The following is a 13,619-nucleotide window of genomic DNA, read 5'->3' on the forward strand; positions in this document are numbered from 1 at the left end:
TATTGCAGGGGTCAGATTCAGATGACCCCGCTACCGGGTCTACTCGGCGGTAGCCTCAACAGCCTCCGGACCACCCTCGAGCAGGGCGGTGAAGCCCTCTTCATCCAGAACCTTCAGACCCAGTTGCTGAGCCTTATCCAGCTTCGAGCCGGCGTTCGCGCCAGCGACCACAAAGTGGGTCCTCTTAGATACAGAACCGGATGCCTTACCGCCGCGAGAAATAATGGCTTCCTTCGCACCGTCACGGGTGTAACCGTTCAGCGTGCCGGTCACGACCACGGTCAGGCCCTCCAGGGTGCGCTCCACGGACTCGTCACGGGTATCTTCCATGCGCACACCGGCGGCAGCCCAGGAGTCCACCACCTCGGCGTGCCAGTCCTCAGCGAACCACTCAATAATAGAGTCGGCAATCGTGGTGCCCACACCGTCCACAGCGGCGAGGCGTTCACGGTCAGCCTCGCGGATCGCCTGCATCGAACCGAACTCCGCGGCGAGCGCGCGGGCAGCGGTCGGGCCCACGTGGCGAATCGAAAGGGCAACCAGCACGCGCCACAGCGGCTGTTGCTTTGCCTTCTCCAGCTCGGCGAAGAGGTTCAGCGTATTCTTCGTGGGCTTCGGCTCGGGGCGTGCCTTGGTCGGCTTGGTGTAGAAGTAGGGCACGCGCTCCATCTTTCCGGTGCCCACACCCTTGACCTTCTTCTCACGTTCGATGGTGACCTCGCGCAGGTCCTCAATGTTGAGGCTGAACAGGTGCGCCTCGGTGGTCAGCGGAGGGGTGTCCGGGGTTGCAGGGCTGGTGAGGGCCTTTGCTGCTTCGAAGCCGAGCGCCTCAATGTCGAAGGCGCCGCGGCTTGCCGCATAGTACACGCGCTCGGTCAGCTGCGCCGGGCAGGAGCGAGGGTTTGTGCAACGCAGGTCCACGTCGCCTTCCTTGCCGGGGGCAAGGGGCGAGCCGCAGGAGGGGCATTCGCTGGGCATGACGAACTCGCGTTCGGTGCCGTCACGTAGGGCAACCACGGGGGCGACAATCTCGGGGATCACGTCGCCTGCCTTGCGCAGCACCACGGTGTCACCGATGAGCACGCCCTTAGCCTTGACCACGTCCTGGTTGTGCAGGGTGGCTCGTTCCACGGTCGAGCCGGAGACGAACACGGGCTCCATAACACCGTAGGGGGTCACGCGGCCGGTGCGTCCCACGTCCACGCGGATGTCCAGTAGCTTGGTGTGCACCTCTTCGGGCGGGTACTTATACGCCACCGCCCAGCGCGGCACGCGGGAGGTGTAGCCCAGCTGAGCCTGGGTCGCAAAGTCGTTGACCTTAATGACGATGCCGTCAATTTCGTGCACCAGGGAGTGGCGCTGCTCGCCGTACTTGTTAATGAAGTCGAACACCACCTCGGTGTTATCGGCGATTTCGCTGTAGGGGCTCACGGGCAGACCCCAGGAGGCGAGCAGGTCGTAAGTCTCGTACTGAGTGGCAATATCCAGGCCGGTGCGCGAACCGATGCCGTGCACGTACATGCTCAGCGGGCGCGAGGCGGTAATCGCCGCATCCTTCTGGCGCAGCGAGCCTGCCGCGGCGTTACGCGGGTTCGCGAAGGGGTTCTTACCTGCGGCAATCATGGACTCGTTGAGCTTCTCAAAATCAGCGGAAGAGATGAACACCTCGCCGCGGATTTCAATCTCCTCGGGGTGGTTCTTGCCGCTCAACTGCTGCGGGATGCTCGCGATGGTGCGCACGTTGTGGGTGACGTCTTCGCCGGTGGTGCCGTCGCCGCGGGTTGCCGCACGCACGAGGGTGCCGTTGCGGTAGAGCAGGTTCACCGCCAGGCCGTCGATCTTCAGCTCGGTCAGCCACTGCGGTGCGCTACCGGTGAGGTTCCGGGCGCTCTCCTCGGTCTTGGTCAGCCAGGCGCGCAGCTCTTCGAAGGAGAAGACGTCCTCGAGGGAGTACATGCGCTGCAGGTGGGTGACGGGTGCGAAGGCCTCGATGGCTTCGCCGCCGACTTCCTGGGTGGGCGAGTCGTTGGCGATCAGGTGCGGGTGCTCCGCCTCAATGATTTCGAGGCGGCGGTAGAGCTTATCGTACTCGGCGTCAGAGAGGAAGGGCGCGTCCTCGTTGTAGTAGGCGCGGCGGGCGGCACGAATCTTATCGGTCAGTTCCGCGTACTCAGCACGCAGGGCCTCGGTAATCTCCACGGTGTTTTCTGCGGTGTTTTCCACGGAGTTTTCTGCGGGGCTCTCTGCTCGAGTCTCGGCGGTGGCAGTCTGCTGGGTGGTGTTGTTCTCAGTCACCCGTCCAGTCTAGCGTTTTTGCTCCGCCTCTCCCCTATCGCTCGTCATATTGGCAGGTTCCTCGCGCGCGAACACTGGCGCAAAAACACCGTAGCCACTTCCCGAATCGCGCTTCCTTAGTTTCTGTGTGCAGATACAGTTCACCCCCACCTCCTGAAGGCACTCGCACGAGTACCCGAAGAGAGCGGGGGGTGAATCATAAGGTATGAAGTTTAGGCCTCGACAGCGTCAGCAACAATCACCGTAATGTTGTCGCGGCCGCCGGAGCGCAGCGCCTCGTGCTGGAGCACGTCAGCGGCGTCCTGCGGGTGGCGAATCGAGGTGAGTACGCGCGCCATGTATTCGTGCGAAAGCTCACCGGAAAGGCCATCGGAGCAGAGCATCAGGCGGTCACCGGCGCGGGCGGGCAGAACCCAGAAGTCCGGTTCCCAGTAGTTGCCGGTACCCAGCGCACGGGTAATCACGTTGCGGCGCGGGTGGGTCAGCGCCTCCAGGGCGGTAATCTGACCCTCGTCAACCAGGTACTGCACCTCGGAGTGGTCGCTCGTGACCTGCTCCAGCGAGGCGGAACCCTCAGAGCCGGGCAGCTTCTCCATGGCGGAGTGGTGAATACCGTCGTCCTCACGTAGCAGACGGTAGGTTCGGGAGTCACCCACGTTGAAAATAACCCACAGGTTACGGTCACCGATGTTGGTCAGCCAGGCGCCAGTGACGGTCGTGCCTCCAGCGCGGGAAAGTGCCTGCTTAATTTCTTCGTTGGTTTCGCCGAGAATATCGTGCAGGCGGTTCAGGGTGCCCACGATTTCGTTGTTGAGGACGGTGTTTGCGCGGCGACGGCGCTTGGCGGGGTCGGATTCGTCAATGGCGGCGAGGCGTTCAGCGTAGGCCTGCTGCTCCTCTTCGCTACGGCCACCGGGCATGGTGAAGAAGGGCGAGTAGGCAAGCTGACGCACGCACAGACGCGATGCTACTTCGCCGGCTTCGTGGCCTCCCATGCCGTCCGCGACCACGCAAAGGGAACCGGCGACGACCATCGAATCTTCGTTATTTTCTCGATGTGCGCCGCGGTGCGTTGCACCACCGGTACGTAGTTTCAGTTCAGTCATGAGAGGTCTATCTCCATTGTGTAGTTCGCGCGACGAGTCACCGCCACGGGGTCTACGTTACCAAAGCTTCTAACGTTTCGCGTCCCTTGAGAGGTGAGAGTATAGCGATTTCCCACCTGTCGGAGCGTGTTTGCTGTCTCATTATCGGTCAGCACGGTACCCGGTTCAGCGAGGGAGACCAGGCGCGCAGCCAGGTTCACGCTGGAGCCGTACACGTCGCCGCGGTTAGCCAGAACCTCGCCCCAAATGAAGGCGACGCGGGCTTCCGGTAGCTGCGGGTCGGCGCCGATCTTTTCGGAGAGCTGCAGGCTAATTTCTGCGATAGTGTCCGGGGTTTCGGTGAGGAAGAAGACTTCGTCACCGAGAGTCTTAATAATGCGACCGCCCAGGGGCGCAATAACGTCCAGGCAACTCTGCTCAAAGTGGTTGATGAGCTGAGAAAGAGCCGCCGCGTCTAGGTTACGTACCAGGGAGGTGTACGAGACCAGATCCACGAATCCTACACCACGCACCAAGGGCAGGCGGGAGAGGCCGGAGGTGGTCACGTTGTTTTCGCGCAATCCCAGGCGCAGGATTCCGGCGTACATCTGACGGCGGTATGCGTACAGCGCCAGACGCTCGAGAACCTCAAGGTAGCGTGGGAAGTCTTTAAGAAGCTTGCGGCGGGCATCATTATCGCTGAGGTTTTCGGTGACCATGATGTTGTGCACGAGCGCCTCAATCTGCCAGGCGACGGTACGGTCGGTCAGTTGACCTTCAGCGCGCACGAGGGATGCCACATATTCCATGCGAATGTCGCCGTCTGCGTCCAACTTCTGCAGGTCGGCGAGCATCTGCACGTCTGTTTCAGTGAAGTAGGGCGAGTGGTTGGCAATTGTCGGGAAGCCTATATTGTGCCAGATACGCTGGGCGGTTTCGAGGGGAAGTCCGGCGCATTCTGCGGCTTCTACGGGGGTGTAGCGGCGCCCCTGTCCCAGGAGCGACTTTTCGAGGGCTCGGATTCCCGCCTTGGATTCCTCGTCGCGGTAGATATTGTTCTGGGCGAGGTTCTGCAGAATTTTGAGGTTCAGCATTTGGGTTTCGGGGCCCATGGTGGCGCCGGTACCCTGCGGAGAGTGCGCAGGTTCATGGTGGTCTGCCGTGCTCATTGCCGCTGCCGCTCCTTTCATATCTGCCGGATCATCTGTTCTGTCGTGCGGATGCGCTGGCGTGTGCCGTGCGTCGATTGTGCACTGCTTCACTGTATAGCGCCTTGTTAATATACCCCTCCGCTGTGGTGTTTGGGTCACAAAAGCGCCCGCACCCTAGGATAGTTTAGTGGAGTAATTCACATTTAAGAATACTCTAATCCGCATTTTTTCGGCAGATTTGGCGGCTGATTTAGGCTCTGAGCCAACCCGACAGATCCCGCCCGAGTCAGCGGCGGGGGCGAAGAAGCTCTAAATATATCGAGAGCGTAGGGCGTAGTAGTCGCGTCGGGCGGCTTTAATTTCTTTTTCAAAACGCTTCGGGTCGGGCACGTAAGTCAGGCGGTGATGCACGCCGCGGCAGACTACGTACACCGAACCGTAGCCTAGCCAGGCTCCCGGGCCGCGCTGTTTTGCCCAGCGCTCCCCCATGGAATCCAGGTAGAGGGATTCATCTCCGGTTCGGGTCATCACACCGCGGCGAACCACGAGCCGGTGGGTGGTCAGCAGGTAGTAGGTGGTTGCCCAACGCCAGGCGGTGCGCACGGCACCGAGCAGGGTACCTACCGCACAGATTGTGCCGAGAGTCCACAGAATCGGTGAGGACCGTGCCGTGGAGGCGAAGGTTGACGCGGCGATTGCAACCAGCAGGTAGGCAAGCGTGGGCAGCAGGGCACCGTAGTGCTGTCGGGTCGCAATGATGACATGCTCACCGGGGTTGAGTTTTCCGCGCAAACGCATGGTGTTCCTTAGCTGTGCTGGTTGTTGTATTCCGGCTAGAGGCGCCGGTTGAGGTGGTGCGGGTTCGTTGAGTGTAGCCGTGCCGGGCTGAAATTTTAGGGGCTGCTTCTAGTGTGCCTGCTGAAAATCTCCGTAGCTACCGTTGGCGGGGCGAAGGTGCTCAATATCGCCCACCGCGTAGGGCTCCAGGGTTCCGTCCTCGCGGCGGATGAGGATGCGCCCCTGCGCGTCGAGGTCTTCAGCAACGCCTTCTACGGTGCTTTCGTCGGGCAGGCTCAGGCGCACGCTGGCTCCGAGGGTTGCGGTGGCAGCGCGCGCCTGGTCAAGCAGGCTGAGGCTCTCCGGGTTGAGCGGGTCGGGGCGTTCCGGGTCGCCGCCGGCGCGCACGAAGGCGCGGTAGCGGCGAGCGAAGATGCTCAGCAGTCGGGTGAGGACCTCGGAGGAGTCAACCGCGGCACCTGTGCATAGACTCAGGCTGGTGGCGGTGGGTACGGGCAGCTGTTCGGCGGACATATTCGTGTTCTGACCGATGCCCACAATAATGCTGCGCTGCCCCTCGGTGGAGCCGCTTTCGGGAACGAGCTGGGCGAGGATTCCGCAGCCTTTGGCACCCTGTGCGATGACGTCGTTGGGCCATTTGAGGGCGGCGTCCACGCCGTAGCTGCGCCAAATATCGACCACGCTGAGCCCGGCGATGAGGGTCAGCCAGTGGTAGCTGCCGTCGGGTAGCTCTCGGGCGAGCGGGTCTGCGGAGGCGTGCGGGCGCACCACAATGCTTGCGGCTAGGCAGGCTCCGGGAGGGGCGGTCCAGGCTCGGGCGAGGCGGCCGCGTCCGGCGCTTTGGTAGAGGCTGGCGTAGACGGAGAGCTCACCGAGCTGTTCACGTTCGGGGTCGGTGCCGTCCATGAGTAGTTCGCGGGCGCGGGTGGTGGTGGAGTCGACTTCATCGTAAAGGTTTACGCTGGAGTACCCGGTTTCCATTGCGATGGTGCGGATGCGCGGCGCATCCAAAACCGAATGATCGCTCTCGATGTGCATGTTCTTCTCCATAGCCTGCACCTTTCTACTCTGTTCGAAACTACTCTGCAGTATGCCGACCCGTCACCGAAACCTGCCAGCTTCTACCGAGTCGCACTGGTTTCTCACCATACCAATTTCTTGCCGCCGGTGATGCCCGCCCGGCGCCCGAGACGGTACATTAGACAGTGAGGGTGCATCAAGCACCGACCGGCTGCGGAGGTTCCTCCGCCCTGCTCGAAAGAAGACCGCTATGGCTTATTACGCAATTACTTACGTTTACGCTGCTCCCGAGGAGCAGGCGAAGTACCGTCCGGCTCACCGCGAGTACCTTGGTTCGCAGATTGAGGCGGGCAACCTGATTGTTTCCGGTCCTCTGCTGGACGGTGAGACTCCCGCCGGCGCTCTGCTGATCGCAAAGGTCGACTCCGTTGAGGCCGCTGAGAAGCTGGTTGCTGGCGACCCCATGAACATTGGTGGCGCGGTTCTGTCTCACACCGTGACCGAATGGAACCCGGTCCTGGGCACCATCTAAATTTTGCAAAGCTAGAGTAGCTTGAACCCCCTTTTCGCCGACAAGGATTGCCGGCGCGAGAGGGGGTTTTCTGCATCGTGTCTCTGCGCTCTAGATGCCTCTTCAGCGCTCTTCGCGCATCATTGCGGGCGGTGCGTGCATAAAAGTGTATCTAGTGTTGATATTCTGGCTTCTCATCTGGCATATGTGGGCTAGTTCGCACTATAGTTGAAAGATATGCACGTTGTTCAAGAGTGCTCTTCGGGCACCTGAGCACCCTATCACCGCAACCACTGGCTCCCGACGATCGGGTGGAGCAGGAACGAGGAATAATGTCCGAGAACCTCCAGCAGGATTTTGACTTGAGCACCACCGCCGGTAAGCTCGCTGATTTTTATGCACGTCGAGAGCGCAGCTTCGCGCCCAGCGGTGAGGCAGCTATTGAGAAGCAGCACGCACGCGGCAAGAACACCGCCCGCGAGCGCATCGACATGCTTCTGGACGAGGGTTCTTTCGTAGAGTTTGACGCCCTCGCCCGCCACCGCACCACCGCATTCGGCATGGAGGCGAAGAAGCCTCTGGGTGACGGTTTGGTCTCCGGTTACGGCACCGTGGACGGTCGCCTGGTTGCCGTGTATTCGCAGGACTTCACCGTTTACGGTGGTTCTCTCTCGCAGGTGAACGGCGAGAAGATTGTGAAGGTGCAGAAGTTCGCTCTGAAGAACGGCTGCCCGGTTATCGGCATTAACGATGGTGGTGGCGCCCGTATTCAGGAGGGCGTGGCTTCCCTGGCGATGTTTGCCGATATTTTCCGCATGAACGTGCGCGCCTCCGGTGTGGTTCCGCAGATTTCGGTCATTATGGGCCCCTGCGCTGGCGGTGCCGCGTACTCCCCCGCTCTGACTGACTACATCATCATGGTGGATAAGACCTCGCACATGTTCATTACCGGCCCGGACGTCATTAAGACCGTGACCGGTGAGGATGTGGACATGGAGACCCTCGGTGGTGCGCGTCAGCACAACTCGGTGACCGGTACCAGCACCTACCTGGCTGAGGACGAGGAAGACGCTTTCGACTTTGTGCGTGAGCTCCTCGAGTTCCTGCCCTCGAATAACCTTGCAGAGTCCCTGCCCCTGGAGCATGACCAGGAGGCGCAGGTGTGCGTGGACGATTTGGATTTGGATACTCTCATCCCGGATTCTGCGAACCAGCCTTACGATATGCGTGCGGTCATTGAGTCCGTGGTCGATGACGGCCATTTCCTGGAGATGCAGGCGCTGTACGCTCCGAACGTGATGATTGGTTACGCCCGCGTTGAGGGCCGCACGGTCGGCATTGTGGCGAACCAGCCGATGCAGTTCGCCGGCTGCCTGGACATTTCTGCATCCGAGAAGGCTGCCCGCTTCGTGCGCCATTGCGATGCGTTCAACATTCCGATTCTGACTTTTGTGGATGTTCCCGGCTTCCTACCCGGCACCGATCAGGAGTTCAACGGCATTATTCGCCGCGGCGCTAAGCTGCTCTACGCTTACGCGGAGGCGACCGTTCCGCTGGTTACCGTCATTACCCGTAAGGCGTACGGCGGCGCGTACATTGTGATGGGCTCGAAGAAGCTGGGTGCCGATATTAACCTGGCGTGGCCCACCGCTCAGATTGGCGTGATGGGCGCTCAGGGTGCGGTGAATATTCTGTACCGTCGTGAGCTGGCTGCTCTGGCGGCTGAGGGTGGCGATGTTGAGGCTCGCCGCGCTGAGCTGATCACCAAGTATGAGGAAGAGTTGCTGAACCCGTACCAGGCTGCTGAGCTGGGTTACATTGACGAGGTTATTGCCCCGAGCGAGACTCGCGTGCGCATTATTTCATCGCTGCGTGCCCTGCACGATAAGCGTGCGTCTACCCCGGCAAAGAAGCACGGCAACATCCCGCTGTAGGCTTCCGTTGTGCCCGCACCGTCTGTGGCGCGGGCCTTCGCACGATTTAGGTTTTCTAAGGAGGCGTGCCTTTGGCAGGCTACAACCCGCTGAGTTATTTCTCATTCGGTAAAAAGAAGGATAGTTCGGAGGCTGCTGAGAGCCCCGAGCAGCTTGAGCGTAGCTCCGCACATTCTTCTGCGCACGCAGATACCGCATCCAGCGCCCCGCCGAAGGATTCTGCTCAGCCTTCGGTAGATGCTGACGCTGAGCAGGAGCCTCTACTGAAGGTGGTTAAGGGCTCCCCCACTCCGGAGGAGATTGCCGCCCTCACCGCTGTGGTTGCGATGATGCAGGCGAGCGCCGCAAAGCAGGAGCAGAACTTGCTGGTGGGTGCCGCTTCGCGCATCCTGAACCGCGGTCAGCGCCTGGGTGTTTCGTTGCGTCCCGGCCCCGGTTCGTGGAGGCGCGCTCGCCCCATGTAATGCGGGCTGCTAACTATGCTTCTTATATTCCCGTCACGCCAGCCGGTGTGACGGGAATATATTGTTTTGCCTCAAATTCAAGATTTATATTGCGTTATTGTACATCTAATGCGCTGGTTCTTGCGGTTTTGTCATATTAGAAACGATAAAGCGATGATGATACGCCCTGATGCTACGATGTATATACCATCACAATAGTGTTAGTAAATTGGCAGGGACCATGGCAAAGATGCTGAATAAAAACCATAGGCCCCCACCGGATGTCTATATCACGCTTCTGTTGCCGACGCTACGGCGCTTGTCGAAGACTGTGCCCCGCACCGCCGCCTATGTTAGCGAGCAGTTGCGGCAGCAGACTAAGGCATTGGGGTCGAAGAAGAACCTACCGGCTCTTGAATCCACCGATTTTGCGGTGGCTGTGCGTACCACCTTGAAAATCTTGGTGGCACTTCGTTATGCCCAGCTTATGCCTCGTTTGACCCCGTGGGAGAAGAGGAAGTACCTGCTCACTCCCCTGGGCGCCGAGCTGACCTGCACCCCGCATCTGCACGGTTCGGTGCCGCCGCGTGTGGTGAAGCAGGTGCAGGCGTTGTGCTCTCAGAGTTTGACGGCAAAAAGCGTGAAGAAGCTGAAGAAGCAGGCGAACGCGCTACTGGAGAATGCGCAGGAGGAGCATCGCCTCATTTTTGGCACTCCTGATACCGGCGTCCTTCATGCTCTGCCGCATTTCTCAGGCGCTGATCATGCTGATGCCGCCACCGCTGCTTATGAGGCAACCGGCGCGGCGCATCTTGCGCATGCTTTGAATTCTGCGGAGGCTGCGGGGTCCTGGCCCGCCGGTCAGTCACCTCTGGATATTATTTTGCGTGCCAGCGATTCGCCGGTGATTCACGCTCAGGCTGAGTTCGCGGAGCATTTTACGCAGGATTTGATTCAGCATATTCACGCGGTGACGCCAGAATATTTTGAGCAGATTGTTGCCGATATTTTTACGGCTCTTGGTTTTAACACCGAGGTAACCGGCGGTGCTGATGATAAGGGTGTTGACGTTATTGCCCGCTATTCTGATGGCCTGGATTTCGCGCCGATTTATATTCAGGTGAAGCATTATTGCGGAACTATGAAGGTCACCCCCAACGAGATTCAGAAGCTTGCCGGTGCAGTGCTTCTGCACGGCGGCCTGCAGGGTGTTTTGGTGACCTGCGGTGCTTTTGCGCATCCGGTTCCCGAGTATTTGCAGGGTTTGCCCGGCGCTCGCAATATTGCGCTGGTTGATCGACACCAGTTGGTGGAGCTGATGATTCGTCACCGTGTGGGTGTTCTTGATGGTGAGGGCGAGTGCGGTTACCGCATTGACGAGGAGTATTTTGCCCGCGGCTTGGAGTAGCCGGGGTGTTTCTGGGGCGAGTTATTTCTCTCCGAATATCTCTGGCCTTCATGCATTTCCCACGTCATTTCACTTAATGTATTTTCACTTTTCCTTGAGGATATTTTTCATATATCGGTTGGTTTTAGAAAACTAGGTTATTTCCTGAACCAGCCGATACAATGGGAGGGTAATGCGTTATATATACTCGCATTATTTCACGAAGTGTATATACCCGTGACGGTATCAGCACTTCACCATAATTTATAGCGTTCTTTCTGAAGTGTTCGTCATAGAAGACGGTACGTGAGCGGAACGTGCTGAGAAATCTACCGTTCCTACTTCTCTTCACGTACTTCTCTTCACAAGGGGTTACCAAAGTGGGTTACCAAAGTGTCGACCCAAAAATAAAGATGGTGTCGCCCAGTATTGTGTGAATATTTTCCCGCTCGAATGACTGCACTTTATGAAGAACGCCTGCACGATAAATAACACTAGATAAGGAGCCCGGCGTGGCTTTTGTGAATAAAACAATGCTCCATATCGATCATTCCGAATTGCACTCTTTGCAGCAGGAAACCTCGTGGGAGGCTCTACCCGAGGAAGCACGCACTCTCAGCATTGCGGCGGCTTTCTCTCTGCTCCGCCATTTTGAGCGCGCGCAGGATCGTGGCGAGAAGGTTTTCTTCCCCGATATGTACACCCCGGTTGGCGTGGACCTGGGTTTCAACATGACTCAGCGTTTCATTGCGGTCGGTGACAATGTCCTCTTCCGTGAGGCACTCAATAAGCTGATTGCGGCGCTGGTCAATGCTGATTATCTTGAGGTGTCCCTCAGCCAGTTGCATCCGGGCAACCTGCACTACACCCTCAGCGAGGCTGGCCGTGAGCTTTTGGGTACCCCGAAGGAACAGCAGGCGCAGGTTCTTCTGCCGGTTCTGCCTCTGCAGAGCGGCGTGTACCTGCACTATCTGAAGCAGTTCTACCCGGTTCTGCTCTCGCACATTACGGTGCGTGAGCTTCTGCCCATTGTCCTGAGCGTTACCCCGTCCTACCCTGCGGCGGCGCCCGTGAAGATTCGCGAGCTGGTGCTGCGTGAGTGCGGTTTCGTGCAGGGTTGGTACGGTCTGTCGTATCTGGAGCAGCGCATCGTGGAGCCGGTGATTGCTCAGGCGTTGAGCCTGCTGACCCGTGAGGGCTACCTGCGCACCAAGACCATTCACGAGCACACGGATTCGCCGCTGACGCTGTACTCGCTGTCCCCGTCTGCGAAGGAGCTGGTGGCACGCCACGAGGAGACTGGCGTGCCCGCAAGCGAGCTGAGCTCCGTGCTGGCGCTGGTTAAGGATGAGGGCACCTCGATTACCGCTGAGGATATTGCCGCAACCGATGCTCTGCTGACCCATATGGGCGTTCTTCTGCTCGATACTCTCAACGACCACGGCGCCGATGTGGAGCTGAGCCTTCCGAGCCTGGAGCAGGTCTTTGACCGCGACGAGCGCATCCAGCAGGCGTCCTCGAACCCCTATTTTGTGCAGATTGACGCGCAGGATTACCTCTACGATGTGCTGATCGCCCACCACTACCTGTCCGAGCGTGAGACCGTCTACTCGTTGGGTCCTGCTTTCGCGCCGGCTATGGCGCAGATGGTTGAGCCGAGCGTTCAGAAGCTGGTGGCTTCGGCTCTGCTGGATCCTGCAGCGGTGGATGCTCTGCCGTACCCGCATCAGTTGCTGTACCCGATTCTGAAGCTCGTGGAGGAGAACCCGCGTATCTCCTACTACGACATTTACGATGAGTTGAAGCTCGCCCTGGATATCCCGTACCTGCAGGGTGAGATTGCTCCGCACCGTTATAAGCTGACCCCGCGTCTGCGTAACCGCTATTCGGTGGCGATGCACGTGCTCAAGGGCGAACGCTACCTGAACGCTCTGCGTGAGGGTACCGGTCGTACTTCCCGCAAGAACCCGGAGCGTTACGAGCTGAGCGAGGCGGGTAAGGAGCTGCTCAAGCGATTCCCGGAGGGTGCTCCGGAGGCGGTGACCGCCCGCATGGCGCCGCTACCGCCGCAGTCGCTCAAGCACAAGCTGCCTCAGGATATTGCGGCTGAGCTGCAGGCTCGTGAGGAGGCTCTTCAGGCTGCTAAGGAGGCACGCGCGGCGGAGCGTCAGGCTCGCCTGGCGGCTCGTGAGGGTGCTTCGCGTGAGCCGCTGGCTCCGGTGCCGGGTGCTTCTCCGGCGTTGTTGGCGCGTCCGGCTGGTTCGCCGGTAGCGGCTCCTACCCAGGCGACTACTGCCCAGGCACCCGCTGAGGTTCCGGCGGCACCGGTCGCTGAGGCTACCGCCCAGCCTGCTGTGTCCACTCCTGCTGTTTCTGCGCCCGTTGTGGCTCCTGCCCAGCCGGTTGTTTCCACTCCGGCTGTTTCTGCTGCTGAGCCCTCGACTGCTCTGCAGGTGGCTGCCACTCAGGTGCGTGAGGCTCTGAAGCGTTACCGTCAGGTCTTCCGCCGTGAGGCTCTGGCTCCGGCGCTGGCGCAGGTGTCTGAGGAGCGTTTCCGCCGTATTGGTTTCGATCTGTTCCTGATGCGCGGCTACACCGTGGAGCCGCTGGAGGCTCGGGGTGTGGACGGCGTGGCGACCCCCGCCACCGGTGAAAAAGAGCGAGCGTTCTACGTTCGTACTCTGCGCCCGGCATCTAACGGCGTGCTGTCCGCGAGCGTTCGGCCTCAGGACATTACCGCGTTCTTCCTGGCAATTCACGCCCGCGGCGGTCAGCTCGGCACCTTCATCACGAACGCCACATTCAGCGATGAGGCGTACGACGAGTTCATCCGCTGCTCGACCAAGTACCCGAACATTCTGGTGGATCTGGTATCCGGCGATGAGCTGCAGGACCGCCTCATTGCGCACCGCCTCGGCGTGGTCCAGAGCGCGAACGGTCTGCTCGGGCTCAACGGTGAATACTTCACCGGCTAAGTCGCCAGCTAGCAGCTTGT

Annotated in this window: 10 protein-coding genes; 5 read left to right on the forward strand and 5 right to left on the reverse strand. The window is 59.8% G+C overall.

The genetic code is table 11. The features are described from left to right. Positions 1-39: 39 nt before the first annotated feature. The 5 genes from ligA to HMPREF2980_RS08390 all read right to left on the reverse strand — a co-directional run bounded on the left by ligA (position 40) and on the right by HMPREF2980_RS08390 (position 6,379). Entirely contained in the window at positions 40-2,223 is a 2,184-nt protein-coding gene (gene ligA / locus HMPREF2980_RS08370; RefSeq protein WP_070691544.1) for an NAD-dependent DNA ligase LigA, read from the reverse strand. A gap of 284 nt (positions 2,224-2,507) precedes the next feature. After that, positions 2,508-3,401: a PP2C family protein-serine/threonine phosphatase gene (locus tag HMPREF2980_RS08375; protein WP_070691358.1), complete on the reverse strand. Its 894-nt coding sequence runs from the start codon at positions 3,399-3,401 to the stop codon at positions 2,508-2,510. Further along, on the reverse strand, positions 3,398-4,549 hold the full coding sequence (locus HMPREF2980_RS08380) for an adenylate/guanylate cyclase domain-containing protein (protein WP_049345199.1): 1,152 nt from the start codon (positions 4,547-4,549) through the stop codon (positions 3,398-3,400). Before HMPREF2980_RS08380 ends, HMPREF2980_RS08375 begins: the two co-directional genes overlap by 4 nt. 291 nt (positions 4,550-4,840) lie before the next feature. Continuing rightward, entirely contained in the window at positions 4,841-5,329 is a 489-nt protein-coding gene (locus HMPREF2980_RS08385; protein ID WP_070691360.1) for a glucose ABC transporter permease, read from the reverse strand. Positions 5,330-5,437: 108 nt separating this feature from the next. Then, on the reverse strand, positions 5,438-6,379 hold the full coding sequence (locus HMPREF2980_RS08390; protein WP_070691363.1) for a biotin--[acetyl-CoA-carboxylase] ligase: 942 nt from the start codon (positions 6,377-6,379) through the stop codon (positions 5,438-5,440). 220 nt (positions 6,380-6,599) lie between these two features. Here HMPREF2980_RS08390 and HMPREF2980_RS08395 point away from each other — a divergent pair, with 220 nt between their 5' ends. The 5 genes from HMPREF2980_RS08395 (at position 6,600) to HMPREF2980_RS08415 (ending at position 13,599) form a co-directional block, all read left to right on the forward strand. Next, on the forward strand, positions 6,600-6,881 hold the full coding sequence (locus tag HMPREF2980_RS08395) for a YciI family protein (RefSeq protein WP_070691366.1): 282 nt from the start codon (positions 6,600-6,602) through the stop codon (positions 6,879-6,881). A gap of 311 nt (positions 6,882-7,192) precedes the next feature. Beyond that, on the forward strand, positions 7,193-8,794 hold the full coding sequence (locus tag HMPREF2980_RS08400) for an acyl-CoA carboxylase subunit beta (RefSeq protein WP_070691369.1): 1,602 nt from the start codon (positions 7,193-7,195) through the stop codon (positions 8,792-8,794). A 65-nt stretch (positions 8,795-8,859) separates the two neighbouring features. Then, positions 8,860-9,258, forward strand: a complete 399-nt coding sequence (locus HMPREF2980_RS08405) for an acyl-CoA carboxylase subunit epsilon (protein WP_012903982.1) — start codon at positions 8,860-8,862, stop codon at positions 9,256-9,258. A gap of 298 nt (positions 9,259-9,556) precedes the next feature. Then, entirely contained in the window at positions 9,557-10,645 is a 1,089-nt protein-coding gene (locus tag HMPREF2980_RS08410; protein ID WP_070507799.1) for a restriction endonuclease, read from the forward strand. Positions 10,646-11,136: 491 nt separating this feature from the next. After that, on the forward strand, positions 11,137-13,599 hold the full coding sequence (locus tag HMPREF2980_RS08415) for a restriction endonuclease (protein WP_070691372.1): 2,463 nt from the start codon (positions 11,137-11,139) through the stop codon (positions 13,597-13,599). Positions 13,600-13,619 lie beyond the last annotated feature (20 nt).

Source organism: Rothia sp. HMSC076D04 (assembly GCF_001814645.1).
Lineage (GTDB): Bacteria > Actinomycetota > Actinomycetes > Actinomycetales > Micrococcaceae > Rothia > Rothia mucilaginosa.

Bases quoted from the DNA above. Each gene is read 5' to 3' on its own strand.
- HMPREF2980_RS08375 (WP_070691358.1), bottom strand. From the start codon at position 3,401: ATGACTGAACTGAAACTACGTACCGGTGGTGCAACGCACCGCGGCGCA.
- HMPREF2980_RS08380 (WP_049345199.1), bottom strand. From the start codon at position 4,549: ATGAGCACGGCAGACCACCATGAACCTGCGCACTCTCCGCAGGGTACC.
- HMPREF2980_RS08385 (WP_070691360.1), bottom strand. From the start codon at position 5,329: ATGCGTTTGCGCGGAAAACTCAACCCCGGTGAGCATGTCATCATTGCG.
- HMPREF2980_RS08390 (WP_070691363.1), bottom strand. From the start codon at position 6,379: ATGGAGAAGAACATGCACATCGAGAGCGATCATTCGGTTTTGGATGCG.
- HMPREF2980_RS08395 (WP_070691366.1), top strand. From the start codon at position 6,600: ATGGCTTATTACGCAATTACTTACGTTTACGCTGCTCCCGAGGAGCAG.
- HMPREF2980_RS08400 (WP_070691369.1), top strand. From the start codon at position 7,193: ATGTCCGAGAACCTCCAGCAGGATTTTGACTTGAGCACCACCGCCGGT.